This window comes from Actinacidiphila yeochonensis CN732 (assembly GCF_000745345.1).
Taxonomy (GTDB): domain Bacteria; phylum Actinomycetota; class Actinomycetes; order Streptomycetales; family Streptomycetaceae; genus Actinacidiphila; species Actinacidiphila yeochonensis.
In genome coordinates this window covers 2,571,269-2,589,572 of sequence record NZ_JQNR01000005.1, presented here as the reverse complement: position 1 = coordinate 2,589,572, position 18,304 = coordinate 2,571,269, and the positions used below count along the sequence as shown (strand labels likewise).

Below are 18,304 nucleotides of genomic sequence, written 5' to 3'. Positions count from 1 at the left end.
GGGGCCGAGGGCCGCGGGACGGGGGACGACGTCAGACCAGGCCCTGGGACTGCAGCCAGGACTGGGCGACGTCGCTCGGGTCCTTCTTGTCGAGCTGGATCTCGGAGTCGAGCTTGAGCAGGGTCGGCGTGTCGATCTTCGCGGAGAGCGCGTTGAGCGTGCTGACCGCCTGCTGGCTGACGCCGGACTTGTTGATCAGCGGCACCACGTTGGCGAACCCGAAGAGGTGCTTGGGGTCCTGGAGGGTGACGAACTTCGCGCTGGTGATGGTGGGGTCGGTGGTGAAGACGTCCGCGGCCTGGACGTCGTTCTTCTGCAGCGCCGCCTCGGTGAGCGTGCCGCCCGCGTCCAGCGTCTTGTAGGACTTCGGCGTCAGCCCGTACTCGGTCTTCAGGCCGACCAGCCCCTGCTGCCGGGTCTGGAACTCGGGGGAGCCGCCGACGACGATGTCCTTGCCGTACTTGGCGAGGTCGGCGATGGTCGACGCCGCCGTGAGGTGGTACTTCGCGGCCGTGGCGGCGTTGACGGTGACGGAGTCCTTGTCCTGGGCCGGGGCGTCGTCGAGGATCGTCAGCTTCGGGTCGAGCTTCGCCTTGATCGCCGCGTCCGTGGCGTCCTGGGTGGTCGGCGCCGCCTTGGTGTCGAGGTAGGAGAGCAGGGAGCCGTTGAACTCGGGCAGCACGTTGATCGTGCCGTTCTTGAGCAGGCCGTAGGTGGTCTCCCGGGTGCCGATGTTCAGCTTGTAGCTGACCTTGACGCCCTTGGCCTTGAGGGTCTCACCGTAGAGGTAGGCCAGCAGGGTGCTCTCGGAGAAGTTGTTGGAGCCGACGACGACGGTGCCAGCCGACGCCTTCTTCCCGGCGAGCGGGTCGCTGTCCTTGCCCGAGGACGAGGAACAGCCCGCCAGTACGGACGCCGCGGTGAGGGCGGTCAGCGCGCATGCGGTGGCCTTGAGGTGACTCGGGCTGTACCAGGTGCTCTTCGTACGAGAGGTCACGGTGTCCGCTTCCGGCTCGGTGGGCATGGAGAGATGAATTCGAACAGGCGTCAGGGGAATTCGTACCCCTGGCCTGCCAACGATCCAATCCAGCCAGTTGATTCCCGGTCAAGAGGAGTTAGGTCACTGATTGGCATCCGACCTCCTGGGTAGTGGACCGGGACGCGGCAGCCGGGTGGCTCCCGTACTGACGGCTCGTCGGCGGCCCGCCCCACGCGTGCCGGTACCCCGCCGGCTTCCTGCCGGCTCCCAGCCTGCGTCCCGCCGGCCGCTCATCGGCGGCGCACCCCCGCCGAGACGAGGGAGCGTTCGACGAGCCAGAAGACGCCGATCATGGCCACCGCCAGCGCCGCGATGAGCGTCGCCCCGCCGACCACCACCGAGTAGTCGTGCCGGGCCAGGCCGTCGAAGAGGTAGCGGCCCAGCCCGCCGAGGCTGATGTAGGCGGCGATGGAGGTGGTGGCCACCACCTGGATCACCGCGGAGCGCAGCCCGCCGAGCACGACCGGCAGCGCCATCGGCAGCTCCACCTGGAAGAGCACGGCGGCCGGTCCCATGCCCATGCCGCGCGCGGCGTCCACCGGCGCGGGGTCCACGGTGCGCACGGCCTCGTAGGTGGTCACCAGGATCGGCGGCACGGCGAGCGCCACCAGCGGGATCATCGCCGGGGTCTCGCCGATGCCGAGCCACAGGACCATCAGCACCAGCAGACCCAGCGTGGGCAGCGCCCGCGCGGCGGAGGCGACCACCGCCAGCACGTTCCCGCCCCGGCCGGTGTGGCCGGTGACCAGGCCGACGGGCAGGCCGATCGCGGCGGCGATGGCGACCGCGGTGGCCGTGTACTGGAGGTGTTCCAGCAGCCGGTGCGGGATGCCGTCGTAGCCGTGCCAGTGGGCGCTGTCGGAGAAGAAGGCGTTGATGAAGTGGAAGAGGCTCATCGGGGGGCTCCTTCCAGAGGCGCGGTGGTGTTCCCGCCGGAACCGCCGGAACCGCCGGAACCGCCAGGGCCGCCGGAACCGCCGGGGCCCGCCGTCCGGGAGGGTTCGGCGGCGACGGACAGGGCGGCCTTGCGCGCGGCCCGGGAGCCGCGCGGCAGCCACGGCGTGAGCAGCAGGCGCAGGCCGATCAGCAGGCCGTCCATGACGATGGCGAGCAGGGCGATGGTCACCACGGCGGTGACGGCCAGGTTGTAGCGGTGGTACTGCGTCGCGTCCCCGAACAGGTTGCCGAGGCCGCCCTGGTTGCCGATGGCCACGCCGACGCTGACCAGGCTGATGCTGGAGACGGTGGCCACCCGCAGGCCCGCGAAGACGGCCGGCACCGCGAGCGGGAGCTGGACGGTGAGGTAGCGCCGCACGGGACCGATGCCCATGGCCTCCGCCGCGGCCATCGTCTCGGGCGGCACGGATCTGACGCCGTCGACGATGGCGGGCACGAGGATCACCAGCGAGTAGACGGTGAGCGGTATCTCCACCGTCGTCTGGCTGATGCCGGTGTAGTCGATGAGGAAGACGAAGAAGGCGATCGACGGGATCGCGTAGAGCACGGTGGTGATCCACAGCACCGGCGGGTACATCCAGCGGAAGCGCACGCACAGCTGGGCGATCGGCAGCGACAGGGCCAACCCGGCGGCCACCGGGATCAGCGCCTCCTCCAGGTGGATGCCGATCAGCCCGGCGTAGGAGTGCTGGAGGTCGCTGGGCAGGTCGAAGTAGCCGTTGCCGCCGCTCACGGGGCCACCTTGACGTCGCGGGCGGCCTGGTCCGCGCCCTGGCGGGCGTGGGCGGCGCGGATGGCCGCGCCGATGGCCTCCTGGGAGACGACGCCGACGGTGCGGCCGTCCTCGTCCACGCCGACCGCCCACCCGGTGGGCGAGAGCACCGCGCAGTCCAGGGCGTCCCGAAGCGACTCCCTGCCCGCGGTGAACGGCCGCCCGTGCGGCAGCAGCTTCTCCCGGGGTACGGCGCCGCCCGCCAGGTCACCGGGAACGGCCCAGCCCAGCGGGCGGCGCTCGGCGTCGGTGACCAGCAGGTAGGGGGCGCCCCCGGAACCGGTTCCGGAGCCGCCGCCGGAACCCGCGGCGGCGATCTGCTCGGCGGTGGCGTCCTCGGCGACGACCGGGGCGGCGTCCAGCCCCAGGCCGGCGGAGGTGAAGAACGACAGCCGCCGCACCCCCCGGTCGGTGCCCAGGAAGTCCTCGACGAAGGCGTCGGCGGGGTGCGAGAGCAGCTCCTCGGGCGGCGCGAACTGGGCGAGCCTGCCGCCGGTGCGCAGGACCGCGACCATGTCGCCGAGCCGGATCGCCTCGTCGATGTCGTGGGTGACGAAGACGATGGTCTTGCCCAGCTCCTCCTGGATGCGCAGCAGCTCGGCCTGGAGCTGCTTGCGCACGATCGGGTCGACGGCGGAGAACGGCTCGTCCATCAGCAGGACGGGCGGGTCGGCGGCGAGCGCGCGGGCCACGCCGACGCGCTGCTGCTGGCCGCCGGAGAGCTGGTAGGGGTAGCGCTTGGCCAGGGCCGTGTCCAGGCCCACCCGCTCCATCAGCTCCGCCGCCCGCGCGCGGGCCCTGCGGCGGTCCCAGCCGAGCAGCCGCGGCACCGTGGCGATGTTGTCCACGATGGTGCGGTGCGGGAAGAGGCCGGCGTTCTGGATGACGTAGCCCATGGACCGGCGCAGCGTGTTCACCGGCTGCTGGAGCACGTCCTGGCCGTCGAGCAGGATGCGGCCGGAGGAGGGCTCGACCATCCGGTTGATCATGCGCAGGGTGGTGGTCTTGCCGCAGCCGGACGGCCCGACCAGCACGGTCACCGAACCGTCGGGTACGGCCAGCGACAGGCCGTCCACCGCGACGGTCCCGTCAGCGTAGCGCTTGGTAATCGAGTCGATCTCTATCAAAGGTCCGATCGCCCTTTCGGAGTCGGGCACGGTGCGGCCTGCTCCCGGCCTGCTCCCGGCTTGATCGCACAAGCCACGCGGGCTGAGTCTAGACCGCCGCGTTGACGGCGGTGTGGTCTACATCTCTTCGCGAAATGAGGTTGTCACATGAAGCGCGGGGGTGGACGCGACGCTGCGTCACCCGGCTCCGGCGGCGGGCCACCACCGGGGGCGGGTCTCGCGTTCAGGGCCGCCGCCCCGGGAGGACGGTTCCGCCCGGCCCTTCTGCCCGGCCGGACGGACGGCACACGTCACGGATCGGGCACGGCGCGGCCACCCGAATGCCACGCGACGACGACGGCCCCCGTGACGCTCCGGTCGGGCTCGCGCGGAGGCGCGGTGCTGCGCCGTCAGGGTGAGCGGGCGGGCGCGGGCGCGGACGGGGGCCGGACAGCGGACGGGCGACGGGCGGGCGCCGGGCGGACGGGGCGAGGTGGGGGCCGGCGGAGGGGTGGGGATCAGCGCGCGGGCAAGGGTGCACCGGGAAGACGGACCGGCTGACGGCCCGTCCGGCCCGTCAGCTGGCCTGCCCGTCGGCGGGTCGGCGCGTCGGCGGGTCGGCGGGTCGGCGGGTCGGCGGGTCGGCGGGCAGGGTTGCTCCGGGCCGGGGCGACGCGCCCGGCCCGGAGCACGGCCCGTCAGGACGGGGTGATCCGCAGCGGCAGCTCCCTCAGGCCGCGGACGAACACCCCCGCCTCGTGGGGCGGCGCGCCGTCCGCGAAGTCCAGCTCGCTGAACGCGTCGAGCAGCTGGTTGGCGCCGACCTCCACCTCCGCCTTGGCCAGCAGGGCGCCCACGCAGAAGTGCCGTCCCAGGGCGAACGCGAGGTGGTCCGCGGCGGCGCTGAACGCGGTGTCCGCCGACAGGTCGTCGCGGAAGACGTCGAACCGGTCGGGGTGCGCGAAGTGGCCGGGGTCGCGGTTGGCCGAGCCGATCAGGCAGGTGACGGTGGAGCCGGCGGGCAGGGTGACGCCGTCCACGACGACGTCCCGCGCGGGCTGCCGCATGATCATCTGGAGCGGCGGGGTGAACCGCAGCGACTCGGCGAACGCGGCGGCGACCAGCGAGCGGTTGGTGCGCACCGCCGCCAACTGGTCGGGGTGGAGCAGCAGGTTGCGGAACATGCCGCTGAGGGCCTTGTCGGTGGTCTCACCGCCCGCCGACAGCAGCAGACTCACGAACGACGTGATGTCCTGGTCGCTCATCCGGGTGCCGTCCACCTCGGCCGTGCAGAGGCTGGACAGCAGGTCGTCGCCGGGGTGGGCGCGCCGCCGGTGGATGATCGGCAGCAGGTAGGCGCGCAGCTCCGCCCCGGCCCGCAGGCCCGCCTCGGCGACGGCCGGGTCCTGCCCGATGTTGGCGAGGTAGCCGACCACCGCGTCGTACCAGGTGTGGAAGCGGTCGTGGTCGGCCCGGTCCAGGCCGAGCATGTCGACGATGACGTTGACCGGGAAGCGGGTGGCGAAGGCGTCCACCAGGTCGGCCCGGGAGCGGTCCCGGAAGGCGTCGATGAGCTCGCGGGCGTTGCGCTCGATCACCGGCAGGAACCGTTCCCGCAGCTCCCGGCCCCGGAAGGCCGGTGCGACCAGGGCCCGTTTGACCGCGTGCTCGTGGCCGCTCATCTGCACGATGGTGCGGCCGCCGTGCACCGGCTCCAGCTGCCAGTCGTAGTTGTCGGTGGTGAACACCGGCTCGCGGAAAGCCCGTTCGACGTCGTCGTAGCGGGACAGCAGCCAACTCGCGGTGCCTTCGTGGAAGTACACCGGGTAGTGCTCGCGCAGCACCCGGTAGGCGGCGTACGGATCGGCGGCGAACTCGGGCGACAGGATGTCGGGCGGCGGCGGGATCTCGGCCACGGTACGTCCTCGCTTCTCCCGGAACGGGCAGGGCGGAATCCCCCGAAGCTAGGACCGCCGCTCCGGGGGGCGTCCAGGGCGCACACGCGCACACCGGCGTACCCCGTACCCCCCGGGACGCGCCTTGCCGAGCCGTCGCCCGCCCCGGCGCCTCCGCCACGGGAGGCAGCGCCGGGGCGGGCGACGGGGGGACGGGGGCGTGGCGTTGGATGGGTGGCGTGACGCGGGCCTCCCGGGCCTATCCCGGAGGGCCGGACGGCGGTGAGCGGAGAGGCGGCGCGGTATGGCGGCGACGGCACTGGTGGTGCAGAACATCCCCTCGGGGGGCCTGGGGCGCTGGGAGCCCTGGTTGGCGGAGGGCGGGCTGGCCGCGGCGGTGGTGCACCCGTACCGGGGCGAGGTGCTGCCGGAGCGGCTGCGGCCCGCGTACCAGGCGCTGGTGGTCCTGGGCGGCGGTTTCCTGCCGGACGACGACGAGCGGGCACCCTGGCTGGCGCGGACCCGCGACCTGGCGCGGGAGGCGCTGGCGGAGGGCGTGCCGGTCTTCGGCATCTGCCTGGGCGGCCAGTTGCTGGCCCAGGTGGGCGGTGGCGCCGTGCGCGGCAGCCACGGGCAGCCGGAGTTCGGCAGCACCGAGCTGACCCTGCGGCGGGAGGCTTCCGACGATCCGCTCTTCCGGGGGCTGCCGGAGCACCCCAGGGCGATCGAGAACCACGTGGACGCGATCACCGGGCTTCCCCCGGACGCGGTGTGGCTGGCGGCCTCGGACGGGTGCCCGTACCAGGCGTTCCGGCTGGGCGACCGGGCGTGGGGGGTGCAGTTCCACCCCGAGTCGAGCGCGGAGCGCATCGCCGGGTGGGACACCGGGCGGCTGAGCCCGTACGGCGTCGACCGGGAGCTCCTGCACCGGGCGGCGCTCGCCGACGACGCCGGCTCGGCCGAGGTGTGGCGCCGGGTGGCCCTGCGGTTCGCCGCCCTGGCCGTGGAGGGTGCCGCCTCGGCGGCCTGAGCCATGCCGCTGCCCGCACTCCCCAGCCGGCCCCTGGACGCGGTCGCACTCCCCGGCCGCGTCCAGGGGCCGGGCGCTTGCACAGGCGAGGGCGCGGGCAGCGGAGGTCGGGGGCGGGGACACGGTGCCACCGGGCGGGCGGGGCGCGGGGCGTACGGGATCTGGAGGGAACAGCGGTGACAGAGGTGACATCGGTAGCAGTGGGACCGTCGAGAACCGATTGAGCCAGAATGAACAGCGTCTGATGTCTTGTTTACCTCCGTTGACGGAGGCCCCTGCGCGGGCCACCATGACAGGTGTCCGCCAGCGGACCACGACGGCAGCCGAAGCGCCCTTCTAGGGCGGACACCCCTTGCGGGAGCGCGGCGCCGCCGGGTCCCTGCGCCCAGTGCCGACCGGGTCGGTGGCCTCCCCCGTGGCCCCCGGCCCGGTCGTCGTTCCCATGCGCCGGGCAGACGGTCCCGCGGCGGCTCGCGGCGGACTCGCGCCTCGGAGCATCCCGCCGACGTCTCCTGGGCGTCCGTGAGCGTCCCGTGGGCGCCCTCCGGTGCTTCGCGCGGCCGCCCCGCCGACAACCGCGAGGAGCGGCCCGCGGCAACTTCGCCACGCCGAAAAACCCGCGTTGTGCACATGCGCGGCCGAAGACGCGTAACGTAGGTGATGCGTGGCGGCCCCCATCCCCCCCCGGGGCCGCCACTGCACCTCTTTTTTCCCGGCGTCGCGGGCACCCCGTGTATCGCGGATGCCCCGGGTATCCCGGGTTCCCCAGCGGTCGCGGCCTCACAGGCCCCCTGGGCGCGTCCTCGGTCGCCTTTCCCAGCCATGCGCGGTCACCGCGGGCCGTCCGCCACCGCGCCTGGCCCGCCACCGCGCTCCCGCCGGCCCCGCGCTTGGGCGTCGCGCACGGGCGGCCCCGGAACCCGCGTCCGTGCCTCCGTACCGCCCCGTACCGCGTACCGCGGGTGGTTCAGTGCCCGAAGAGGTGGCGTGCGCGATGGGCCCTGGGCCGGGTGCGCGCCCGAGTGGATCCGGCGTCGTCGGCGCCCTCACTCCCCTTCCGGTAGTCCGTCCGGGCGGTGAGCGGGTCGCCTCCGGTGTCCGGGGCGGCCGACGCGCGGTCCTGGCCGTCCAGTCGCGCGGCCAGCTCGTCGCGCTCGCGGGCCACCGCCGCGGCGTCACGCCGGACCGCCCGGTACTGGCGGTGCTTGCGGCGGCTCAGCGCGCCCCCGGTCACCGCCATCAGGCAGCCCAGCCCGAAGACCAGGGCCAGCCCGAGCCCGGCGCAGAACAGCGCGAGCCCGTTCATCGTGGCGACGTGCTGGCCCAGCAGGGTCACGGTGTAGTCGGGTCCGCCGGAGAGGTTGTCCGCGATCGCGATCCCGGTGAAGGCCGCGGTGCAGGCGAGAAGCAGCAGTCCCAGCAGCAGCATGTGGTCACCTCCGTGAAGGGGAAGGCTCCTTGCCGTTCGCGTACCCCGCCCGCGCCCAACCATGGCCGACCGCCGTACCGCCGTACCGCCGTACCGGCCTGGGCCTGGGCCTGCCGCACCCGGCCTACGCCTGGCCCGCACCTGATCCGCACCTGATCCGCCAGGCCGGGCCGCTCCCCCGGCGGCCCCCGGCCTCACACCAGCCGCAGCGCGGCCTCACGCGTCGCGCGCGCGTCCCGCCGGACGTCGGCCAACCCGGGCAGCGGCGCACCCGCGCCGGAAGCAGGCGGCCCGGAAGCACCCGCGCCGAGGGAGCGCGCCCAGGCCGCGAGCTGGCGGCGGAAGCCGGTGCGGCCCGGTGCGGCGGTGCGCGTGGTCCGCTCGCCCAGGCCGGTGCGCGCGTCCCACGTCTCCACGGTGAGCGTGGCCGACTCGTCGCGGGAGTAGGGCGACGGCAGCGTCAGCGTGGCCACGCCGTCCTCCGCCGTGAGCTCCAGGACCTCCTGGTAGCGGCGGTGGCCGGGCGTCCGCTGGTGGGTGAGGTCGACGACCAGCGCGTCGTCCGGCCGCCACCGGCAGCTCACCCCGTCGCCCGCCGCCCAGCGGTCCGCGTGCAGCAGCCGGCCGTACAGCTCCCGCCCGCTGCCGTCGAGGACCGCGTGCACCAGGTTGACCTGGTGGATCAGCGAGCCGCCGAGCCCGCGCGCGTACGCCTCCCGCTGGGCGGGGGTGCTGCCGGGGCCGAGCGCCCGTTCCAGCGCCGCGCGGGCGGCCGGCGGCTGCGGCCCGAACGGGGCCGGCGGGTACGGCAGCAGGTGGGCGACCTGGTGCGGCGCGTTGGGGTCGTGGATGTCGACGGTGAGCCGCCGGGCCCGGTCCAGCCGCTCGCGGCAGTGGCCGAGGAAGAGGTCCACCACCTCGTCGTGCCGCTTCATGTACCCGGCGGCCACCGGCACCCCGGTCCGTCGCTCGGCCTCGGCCAGCTCCTCCACCTCGGCGAGGTCGAGGGTGACCGGCTTCTCGCACAGCACCGGCAGGCCGAGTTCCAGGCACTCCAGCACCACGTCCCGGTGGGTCCACCAGGGGGTGCAGACGAGTGCGGCCCGCGCCCCCGCCGCCACGGCCTCCGCGAGGGTGCCGCACCACGGCACGGCGGGGAATCCCGCGGCCCGGACGGCGGCCGTGTGCGCCGGGTCGGGGTCCACCACCGCCGCCAGCCGCAGCAGGTCCGGCAGGTCCCGCAGCTCCCGCAGGTGCGCGGCGTGGGCCACCTTGCCGGCACCCACCAGCGCGATGGGCACCGCTCCGCCCCGTTCCTCCGCCATACCGCAGCCTCCCGTCCTCGTCGCCCTCGTCGCCCTCGCCGCCCGAGAGGCCCTCGCTGCCCTCGCTGCCCCTCGACGTCCTCGACGTCCTCGCCGGTCGCCGATGGCCGCCTGCCGGACACACGGGTGCCCGGCGCCTCCGCCGCGCACCGGGCACCGTCGCGTCCGGCGTGGCGCGCGCCCCGGCCCGTGGCCCCGTCCGCCCGTCCGGCTGTCCGCCCGTCCGTCCGTCCGTCCGTCCGTCCGTCCGTCCGTCCGTCGCGGAGCCGAGGGGGCACGGGGCCCGCGTGTCAAGGGTCCGCATGTTGGCTGGATTTCTCGGCCCGGCCCACGGGTGCCCGCCGGTGCCGCGGGCCGGTCCGCACGTCCGGTCCGCGGTCCGGTCCGCCGCCGGAACGTCCGCACCGCCGTCGGCTCGCGGCGTCGAGGATACGGCGCGGCCCGCGCCCGTGATCGCCCGGTGCGACGCGGGAACCAGGACGTACGCCGCGAGGCGTCGCACAGGGTGGCGTACCGCGACGCAAGGGCTCTCCGAGGACGAACCGGGTCACAACCCCGCCCCCGCGCGTCCCAGTTGTCACAACCGCACCCCCCGTCAGGCCACCCCCGCGAGGGACGCGGGCCGACGCCGAAACCGTTTCCGGCCCGCTTCGGGTCCGCCGGCAGTAAGCGCTCTCCAAGGGGTTCCGTTCGCACCCGGCCCTGGTGGACCATCCCTACGTCCGATCCGGCGTCCGCCCGCTAAGCTCCGCAGGGCCCGCTCGGGATGGGAGCGCTCCCACGTCTCGTGCGTACCGCTGTGACCAGGGATTGCGCCATTCTCCGCAGCCCGGCACGGCACAGCCGCCACAGCGTTCCGCCGCCCACCGGAAGGGCATCGAAGCATTGCTAAAGTCGCATCGGGAGCAGCCTCCACGCCACGCGGTCGTCCGCACGCACCCGGCACAGGAGGTCAGGAAGGGGGAGTTCGTGACACACCCCGCGCACGGGTACCGGTTGAGCGACACCAGCCCGGGGGTCGCGCTGTACCAGTCGCTACGCCTCAACGGGCCGGCCGTGCCGGCCAAGGCGGCGGCCTCCCTCGGGCTGACCGACGAGGAGGCCGCCGAGGGCTGGGAGGAGTTGCGGGAACTCGGGCTGCTGCGCCCCGGCGAACAGCCCGAGGCGGTCGCCCCCGTCGAGCCGGACACGGCGCTCATCAAGCTCCTGACCCGGCAGCGGGACGAGCTGCGCGACCAGCACTCCAGGCTGTCCTCGGTCATCAGCGCCGCCGAGAACCTGGTGGACAAGTACCGGCCGGCGGTGATGCGGGACGCCTCCGAGATCGAGATCGAGGTGGTGACCCGGGACGCCCGCGGCGCCCAGTTCGTCCGCGACTTCCTCGCCGGGATCATGACGACCGTGGGCTCGATCCACCCCGGCCCGCTCCCGTCGAGCGAGGTGCTGGTCAGCTCGCTGACCACCGACGCGGCGATGATCGCCCGCGGCGTACAGGTGCGGTCCATCTACGGCCAGAGCGTCAACTCCGGCCCCCGGCAGCGCAAGTACCTCTCCGACCTCGCGGGGCTCGGCGCCCAGGTACGGCTCGCCCAGCAGGTGCCGTTCGACCTGGTGGTCGGAGACGACCACAGCGCCCTGATAGCCGCCGACCCGGAGAACCTCGACGGCCCCGCCGTCATCGTGCGCGGACCGAGCCTGGTCCGCTCCTACTTGGCGCTGTTCGAGGACTGCTGGCTGCGCGCGGTCCCGTACGACCCGCACGCGACCCGCGCGGAAACCGGCGGCGAACTCACCGAGCAGCACCGCACGACGCTGCGCCTTCTGGCCAACGGGCTGACGGACGAACGGATCGCGCGCAAACTGGGGGTGTCGTTGCGGACGGTGAGCCGGCTGGTGTCCGAGATCATGCGCTACCTCAACGCGGAGAGCCGGTTCCAGGCGGGTGTCATGGCGGCCAGCCAGGGCCTTCTCTGACATGCGCGTCCACGCCATGTCACAGACGCGCAGAGAGAGCCAATTGCGTTCCGTGCGAGCAGGCTGAGATGATTAGTTCGGGAGTATGACCATCTCATACATATATAATGGCAGTCCGCCTGAGCACATTAAAGGATGGCCCATGTCGCGCACCCGGGCAACACTCCGCGTCACCGCCGCTGCGGCTCTCATCGCGGGCATCTCCGCCACCGGAATGGTCAGCGCCTTCGCTGTCGACTCGGCCGCCACGCCGGCCTATTCGGTCAGCACCGTGACGGTTGACCAGTCCGACTCGGGCGTTTCCGCCAGCGGACCGCAGACTGTTGAGCTGGCTTCGTCCGCAGCCGTCTGGTGGACGTAGCGGATACCCGACCGACCGGGAGGGCGGAGCAGCACCCGGTGCTGCTCCGCCCTTCCGGCTTCCCGCATCTGAGCCTCCCGTGTCTCGGCTTCCCACTGGAGCAGGTGGAGCCGTCGAAGTCGGGGACTCGGACCTCACCGGGTGGACCGAGTCCGACGGAGTCGGAGTAGGAGCAGGAGCAGGAGTCGGGGGTACCGCGACGCCCGGTCAGGCGGCGACGGACGGCCGCAGGGTACCGGGCACCGCCCGGCGCGCAGCGTGAACCCCGGCTCTGCCTCCGCGGGTTACAGCCTCCTCGGCACCCTCGGCAGCCCCGGTCGTCGCGCGGGTGCGCAGTCGGCCGGGGCACCGTCGGGAAGAAAGGGCGAGGGCCGGCACCGTCCGTAGGGGGAGACGGACGGTGCGGCCCTCGACGCGTGGATCGGCCACGGAGGCGAGAGTGCCTCGCATCGCTGCGCGCGCCTCGACTGCCGGCCCGTTCAGGGGGATGCCGGGCCGGGCGGTGCCGGTCTCTCGGTCGCCGGAGTGCGGCGCCGATGCGAGCGCGACCTCCAACTCGCCGTATACCCGGGGAAGCAAGGCGAGTTGCCGATCCAACCGCTCCCGGCAGGGGTCGCACGGCGCAGGTTCCGTTGCGACGCACCGATGGTGCGCGTTCCGCAACTCGTCGTCCTGCACCACGCGTTCCCTTCTCACCGGGGGCGGTGATTAGAGAAAACCAGGTTCGGGGATGCCGTTCAACGCCCGGCCGTCGGCCGGAATCCGCAATGGCGTAATCACGCACGTAGGGTCGGCGGGCGGGCGCCGAAGGGGAGGGCCGCCTGTGACGGGTGGGACACATGCGATGTCATCCCAGGTGAGCGGCCATACACGAACCGTGGTGCAGGTGTTGGCCAGGAGTCGCCGCCCTCGCTCACACCGCTGGCGCGGACACGCCACTGCCTGAATGCGCAGCACCGGCGGAGCCGTAGGCCCCCCGCGGCCACCCCGCACAGCCGGCCGCGGACGGCCCGGCCCGCGGTAGGCCCGCCGACCTATTGCGGGCCGCCGGCGCGCTGCGGGACCGCCGGGCGCGCGGTGGACCGCCGGCGGCGCGGCGACCGCCACCGGGCCGGGCCCCGGTCAGTCCTCGGCGACGACGATGCCGAGCGCCCGCGCGAGTGCCGGGGCGAGATCCAGGAGTTGTCCGGTGTCGATCACCGCGCCGCGCAGCGACTCGTAGCCGTCGGCCAGGTCGATGGCGGTGGCGCCGCGCAGGTCCACCGTCGTCAGCGCGGTGCGGCCCAGCCGGGCCCGCTCGATCCGGGTGCCGGGGAACGCGACCTGCTCCAGCCGGGCCTCCGCCAGGTCGACGTCGCGCAGCACGCAGTCCTCGAAGACCACCTCGCGCAGCACCGCCGCTCGCAGGTTGACCGAGTCGAGCTTGCAGCGGCGGAAGCGGACCCGGCGCAGCACCGCCCCGAACGCCTCCACCCCGGCGAGCGAGCACCCGGTGAGGGAGGAGTCCAGCCATTCGCTCTCCACCAGGGACACGCCGGTGAAGCGGGTACCGGAGACCCACAGGTCGTTCATGCGGGCCCGCCGCATCCCGGTGCCGTCGAACACGCAGTCGGTGACGGCCGCTTCGAGGAACCTGGCGCCCTCGGCGGCACTCCTCGGCCCGAACTCCCGCTGGTGCAGGTGGACGGTGTCGTAATCGCCCTCCGGCTCCAGCGGACCCTCGTGGGGTCGCAGCAGATCGGCGTAGGGCAGCTCGGCCAGCTCCTCGGGTACGGTCATGGCCGCCAGGGTAGGTCCTGCCACCGACAGCGGGCCGAAGCGGCCGGATCACCCCGGGTGACGAGCCGTCACCGGCCTGACCTCCCGGACATATCGCCCGGCGGTTGCTAGCGTGGCCGCCCATGAGCGCAACGTCGGCGACCGCTCCTCCCCCGCCGGGTGCGCTGCCGCCCGGGCGGCCCCGCGGTGACGGGCTGCCGCGTCCGGCCGCGCGGCGCGGGGTGGAGCTGTTCCTGCTGGTGGCGGCGGTCGGCATCTGCGCGTACGGGTACGCCGAGGTCGGCGTGGCCCACGACGGCGCGGTGCCCAAGGACGTGGCGGCGTACGGCGGCGGGCTGGGCGCGCTCGCGCTCCTGGCCCACCTGGCGGTCCGGCTGCGGGCCAGGTACGCCGATCCGCTGCTGCTGCCCGTGGCCGTGCTGCTCAACGGCCTGGGCCTGGTGCTGGTCTACCGGCTCGACCTGGAACCGGTGCTGGGGCCGCGCGCCTGCCCGGCGCAGCTGGTGTGGTCGGCCGTCGGGGTGGCGCTGTTCACGGTGGCGGTGCTCGCGCTGCGCGACCACCGGGTGCTGGCCCGGTACGCGTACGTGAGTGTGACGGCGGCGCTGGCGCTGCTGCTGGCGCCGATCGCGTTCCCGGCCGTCAACGGCGCGCGGATCTGGATTCGCGCGGCCGGGCTCTCCTTCCAGCCGGGCGAGTTCGCGAAGGTGCTGCTGGCGGTCTTCTTCGCCGGGTACCTGTCGGCGAACCGCGCGGCGCTGGCCTACGCGGGCCGCCCGGTGCCGGGGCTGCGCCGCCTCCAGCTACCCACCGGACGGGTGCTCGGGCCGGTGCTGGCGGTGTGGCTGGCGAGCGTCGGGGTGCTGGTGCTGGAGCAGGACCTGGGCACGTCGCTGCTGTTCTTCTGCCTGTTCGTGGTGGTGCTGTACGTGGCGACCGGCCGCACCGGCTGGATCGCGGTGGGCCTGCTGCTGGCCGGCGCCGGCGCGGCGGCGGTGGGCGCGGACGAGCCGCACGTGCACGCGCGGGTGGAGGACTGGCTGCACCCGTTCGCGTCGATCGGCGCGGGGCGGGGCCCGAGCCAGCTCGCCCAGTCGCTCTTCGCCTTCGGCGACGGCGGCGTGCTGGGGGCCGGGCTGGGCCGGGGGGCGTCGTACCTGGTCGGGTTCGCGGCCAAGTCGGACTTCGTCCTGGCCACGGCGGGCGAGGAGCTGGGCCTGGCCGGGCTGTGCGCGCTGCTGGCCCTGTACGCGCTGCTGGTGGCACGGGGGTTCACGGCGGCGCTGGCCACCCGCGACCCGTTCGGGCGGCTGCTGGCAGTGGGGCTGGCGTCGATCCTGGCGCTCCAGGTGTTCGTGGTCACCGGCGGGGTGATGGACCTGATCCCGCTGACGGGCATGGCGATGCCGTTCCTGGCGCAGGGCGGGTCGTCGGTGGTCACCAACTGGCTGATCGTCGCGCTGCTGATCCGGATCAGCGACCGGGCCCGCCGCCCGGAGCCCGAGCTCCCGGAACTCCCCGAGCTCCCGGAACTCCGCGAACCGCAGCTCCCGCTGCCCGGACCACCGCCGACACCCCCGGCGAGCGCGGACGCGAAGGCGAACGCGAACGCGAACGCGGACAGGGACCGGAACAGGGACGGGGACGGGGACGGGGATGCCGCCGGCACCGGCGGCGGGCCCGGGACGGCGGGCCGGTGAACCGCTGCGTGCGGCACGCCGCCGCGTTCTGCGCCCTGCTGTTCCTGGCCCTGCTCGGCAACGCGCTGCGGGTCCAGGTGGTGCGGGCCGCCGGGTACGACGCGAACCCGGCCAACCGGCGGGCCGACATCGCGCTGTACGGGCAGCGGCGCGGCGACATCGTGGTCGGCGGCACGCCGGTGACCGGCTCGCGGCTCACCGGTGGCCAGTTGCGGTACGTGCGCGCCTACGCCGACGGCCCGCTGTACGCGCCGGTGACCGGGTTCGCCTCCCAGACGTACGGCGCCAGCCTGCTGGAGGGCACCGAGAACGGGCTGCTGGACGGCTCCGACCCGGCCCTGGGCGACCAGCCGCTGTGGCGGGGGATGACGCGGGCCCGGCAGCGCGGCGGCGACGTCCTCACCACCATCGACCCCGCCGCCCAGCGGGCCGCCTTCCAGGGCCTCGCCGGCCGCAGGGGCGCGGTGGCGGCGCTGGACCCGTCGACCGGGCGCATCCTGGCCCTGGTCTCCTCGCCCTCCTACGACCCGTCGGTCCTGGCCGGCGCGGGCCCGTCCGTGACGGCGGCCTGGCAGCGGCTGAACGGTGATCCGGAGCAGCCCATGCTGGACCGGGCGATCCGCCAGAGCTACCCGCCGGGTTCGACGTTCAAGGTGGTGACGGCCGCGGCGGCGCTGGAGAGCGGCGAGGTGGACGACCTGCGGGCACCCACCGACTCGCCGGACCCGTACCGGCTGCCGGGTACCACCGTCTCGCTGACGAACGAGGGCGACGGCTGCCGGAACGCGAGCGTGTACGACGCCTTCCGGTTCTCCTGCAACACCGTCTTCGCCAAGCTCGGCGCGGACCTGGGCGCGCGGCCGGTGGTGGCGCAGGCCGAGCGGTTCGGCTTCAACGACGGCGGGCTGCGGTTGCCGCCCGCGGTGGCCAGGAGCGCCGTGGACGAGTGGATGAGCCGGGACCAGGTGGCGCTCTCCTCGATCGGCCAGTTCGACACCACCGCGACGCCGTTGCAGATGGCGATGGTGGCCTCGGCCGTCGGCGACGGCGGCCGGCTGATGACCCCGTACCTGGTGGACCGGGTGGTGAACCACGACGGGGTCACCGTCTCCTCGACCCGGCCGCGCCTGCTGCGCCAGGCGGTGAGCGGGCGGACGGCGGCCGCCCTCCAGCAGTTGATGGAGGCGGTGGTGACCCGGGGCACGGGCACCAACGCGGCCATCCCCGGCGTGGTGGTCGGCGGCAAGACCGGCACCGCCCAGCACGGCCTGGCCAACACCGGTACCCCGTACGCCTGGTTCGTCTCCTACGCCAGGACGCCGGGCGCCGACCGCGCCTCGGTCGCCGTCGCGGTGGTGGTGGAGGACGCGGCGGCCGTCCGAGCGGACATCTCGGGCGGCGGCAACGCGGCGCCGATCGCCCGCGCGGTGATGGAGGCGGTACTGCGCGACGGGGCCGCGGGCCTGATCCCGTCCGGCTGACGGTCGGCCGGGCAGGGCCTTCCCGGGCTTTCCCCGTGGCCGCGGAGCGCGGGCGTGGTGGAATGCGGGGGGTGGTGGCCCCGGTTCCGACGGGGCCACCACCCTGTGTCCTTCCGGCGTCCTGCCGGCATGCCGGTCAGCGCCCTGTCGGCCCGACTCCGTCAGGCCGGCGCTGCCTGGCTCAGTAGCAGGTGCTCACCAGGATCGTGTCACCGACGTGGACGACGGTCGGGGCGTGCGGCGAGACCGAGATGACCGCGCCCTCCGCCGCGCAGCCGGCCACGTGGGTCCGGGTGAAGCTGGGCGTGAGCCCGGCGTTGACGAGCACCGCCCGGGCCCGCGCGGAGTTCGCGCCGGCCAGCGAGATGCTGGAGACCGTGCCGTCCCGGCCCTCGACCCTCAGGGTGGTGCTGCCGGAGGCGGCCTGCGAAGCGCTGCTGGCGGCCGAGGTGCTCTGCGAACCGCTCTTGGCGGTGGCGGCCAGGGCGGTGCCCGCGCCGACCGCGATGAGGGCGGCGGCGATGCCCGCGACGGCCGTGACCCGCTTGCGGCGGGCGCTGCTCGCGATGGCGGCCGTGTCGAAGGTCGGCGTCTCGGCCGTGTTCACGAAGTCGTTCATGGCGTTCACCAGTTCCTGTTCGAAGAGTGTGCGGCCGGAAGTCCGCGAGCCGTTCGATCTCATCTGGTTCCTTCCGTGGGCCGCAGCTGCGAAGGGTCGGAGAGTGCGGGGAACTGGCCTCTGAGCTTCTCGATCCCGCGAGCGAGCTGGGACCGCACCGTGCTCGGTGAGATCCTCATGTCGGCCGCGATCTCGTCGTCCGAGAGGTCGTGGAAGTACCGGAGTACCACGACCGTCCGCATACGCATCGGCAGACCCTGGAGGGCCCGGACCAACTGGTCCCTCATGTCCACCTGTCCGTACTGGTCCCCGGGGGCCGCCTGGTCGGCGCCGTCCTGGTGCGGGACCGTGCGGCGGAACCTCCGCCACCGGTCGTTGGCCAGGTTCACCATGATCCGCCGCACGTAGGCGTCCGGAGCGTCCTTGGCGGCGATGGTGCGCCACTTGCGGCAGGCCCGCTCCAGGGTCTCCTGGACCAGGTCCTCCGCGGCCTCGCGGTTTCCCGTGAGGACGAGGGCCCCGCGGAACAGCGCGGCCGATCGGGCGATGACGAAGCCGTGGAAGTCGAGTTCCACCTCGGCCTTCTCGGGCTTCGCCAGCCCGGGCTCGCCACGTCCGATCCGGACGTTGTGCACGGTTGCCAGGTTCACACTCCCCACCTTCCTGTCACCCGTTCCCGACGGGAACGCGGCCTCATGTGCTGCACGCGCTTGGTGAGACCTGCGTCACGTCCGGCGGAGACCGGCGGCGGACCGCGCCGGTCGGGGCACCGGCCCGGACCCCGGGCCTCGTGTCCCCGTCCCGTGTCCCGCGTCCCGTGCCCCTCCCGCGGGCTAG

15 protein-coding genes are annotated in these 18,304 nt (G+C 74.0%); 5 read left to right on the top strand and 10 right to left on the bottom strand.

Annotated features, from left to right (window positions below; genetic code table 11):
- Nucleotides 1–31: 31 nt before the first annotated feature.
- The 5 genes from BS72_RS22940 to BS72_RS22920 form a co-directional block, all read right to left on the bottom strand.
- Entirely contained in the window at nt 32–1,024 is a 993-nt protein-coding gene (locus BS72_RS22940; protein ID WP_078901566.1) for an ABC transporter substrate-binding protein, read from the bottom strand.
- A 245-nt stretch (nt 1,025–1,269) separates the two neighbouring features.
- The gene (locus tag BS72_RS22935) at nt 1,270–1,935 is read right to left on the bottom strand and encodes an ABC transporter permease (RefSeq protein ID WP_037913157.1); all 666 of its coding nucleotides are present in this window, start codon (nt 1,933–1,935) and stop codon (nt 1,270–1,272) included.
- Complete coding sequence (locus tag BS72_RS22930; protein WP_078901565.1) at nt 1,932–2,729, bottom strand: ABC transporter permease; 798 nt, start codon at nt 2,727–2,729, stop codon at nt 1,932–1,934. The genes BS72_RS22935 and BS72_RS22930 overlap by 4 nt, the downstream gene beginning before the upstream one ends.
- A complete protein-coding gene (locus tag BS72_RS22925; RefSeq protein ID WP_051951501.1) occupies nt 2,726–3,895 on the bottom strand; it encodes an ABC transporter ATP-binding protein in 1,170 nt (389 codons plus the stop codon). Before BS72_RS22925 ends, BS72_RS22930 begins: the two co-directional genes overlap by 4 nt.
- 677 nt (nt 3,896–4,572) lie before the next feature.
- Nucleotides 4,573–5,790 (bottom strand): cytochrome P450, encoded by a 1,218-nt coding sequence (locus BS72_RS22920; protein ID WP_037913154.1) that lies wholly within the window; start codon nt 5,788–5,790, stop codon nt 4,573–4,575.
- A 283-nt stretch (nt 5,791–6,073) separates the two neighbouring features.
- Between BS72_RS22920 and BS72_RS22915 the strand changes: the two genes are divergently transcribed.
- On the top strand, nt 6,074–6,799 hold the full coding sequence (locus BS72_RS22915; RefSeq protein WP_037913153.1) for a type 1 glutamine amidotransferase: 726 nt from the start codon (nt 6,074–6,076) through the stop codon (nt 6,797–6,799).
- Between the two features lie 967 nt (nt 6,800–7,766).
- Here the strand turns inward: BS72_RS22915 and BS72_RS38615 are convergent.
- Both BS72_RS38615 and BS72_RS36685 read right to left on the bottom strand, forming a co-directional pair.
- Nucleotides 7,767–8,228 (bottom strand): hypothetical protein, encoded by a 462-nt coding sequence (locus BS72_RS38615; protein ID WP_037913151.1) that lies wholly within the window; start codon nt 8,226–8,228, stop codon nt 7,767–7,769.
- A gap of 194 nt (nt 8,229–8,422) precedes the next feature.
- Nucleotides 8,423–9,553, bottom strand: coding sequence for a Gfo/Idh/MocA family oxidoreductase (locus BS72_RS36685; protein WP_051951499.1), 1,131 nt, complete (start codon nt 9,551–9,553; stop codon nt 8,423–8,425).
- Between the two features lie 969 nt (nt 9,554–10,522).
- On the opposite strand from BS72_RS36685, the gene BS72_RS22900 reads away from it, so the two are divergent.
- Nucleotides 10,523–11,527 (top strand): helix-turn-helix transcriptional regulator, encoded by a 1,005-nt coding sequence (locus tag BS72_RS22900; RefSeq protein ID WP_051951497.1) that lies wholly within the window; start codon nt 10,523–10,525, stop codon nt 11,525–11,527.
- Nucleotides 11,528–11,669: 142 nt separating this feature from the next.
- The gene (locus BS72_RS22895; protein WP_037913149.1) at nt 11,670–11,888 is read left to right on the top strand and encodes a hypothetical protein; all 219 of its coding nucleotides are present in this window, start codon (nt 11,670–11,672) and stop codon (nt 11,886–11,888) included.
- 1,122 nt (nt 11,889–13,010) lie between these two features.
- On the opposite strand, the gene BS72_RS22890 is transcribed toward BS72_RS22895, so the two are convergent.
- The gene (locus BS72_RS22890; protein ID WP_037913146.1) at nt 13,011–13,667 is read right to left on the bottom strand and encodes a pentapeptide repeat-containing protein; all 657 of its coding nucleotides are present in this window, start codon (nt 13,665–13,667) and stop codon (nt 13,011–13,013) included.
- Between the two features lie 122 nt (nt 13,668–13,789).
- On the opposite strand from BS72_RS22890, the gene BS72_RS22885 reads away from it, so the two are divergent.
- On the top strand, nt 13,790–15,367 hold the full coding sequence (locus BS72_RS22885) for an FtsW/RodA/SpoVE family cell cycle protein (protein ID WP_078901564.1): 1,578 nt from the start codon (nt 13,790–13,792) through the stop codon (nt 15,365–15,367).
- Entirely contained in the window at nt 15,364–16,848 is a 1,485-nt protein-coding gene (locus tag BS72_RS22880) for a penicillin-binding transpeptidase domain-containing protein (RefSeq protein WP_037913143.1), read from the top strand. Before BS72_RS22885 ends, BS72_RS22880 begins: the two co-directional genes overlap by 4 nt.
- A gap of 181 nt (nt 16,849–17,029) precedes the next feature.
- Here BS72_RS22880 and BS72_RS22875 read toward each other — a convergent pair whose 3' ends face one another.
- Nucleotides 17,030–17,530 (bottom strand): hypothetical protein, encoded by a 501-nt coding sequence (locus tag BS72_RS22875; RefSeq protein WP_037913141.1) that lies wholly within the window; start codon nt 17,528–17,530, stop codon nt 17,030–17,032.
- Entirely contained in the window at nt 17,527–18,042 is a 516-nt protein-coding gene (locus BS72_RS22870) for a SigE family RNA polymerase sigma factor (protein WP_198546023.1), read from the bottom strand. The genes BS72_RS22875 and BS72_RS22870 overlap by 4 nt, the downstream gene beginning before the upstream one ends.
- Nucleotides 18,043–18,304 lie beyond the last annotated feature (262 nt).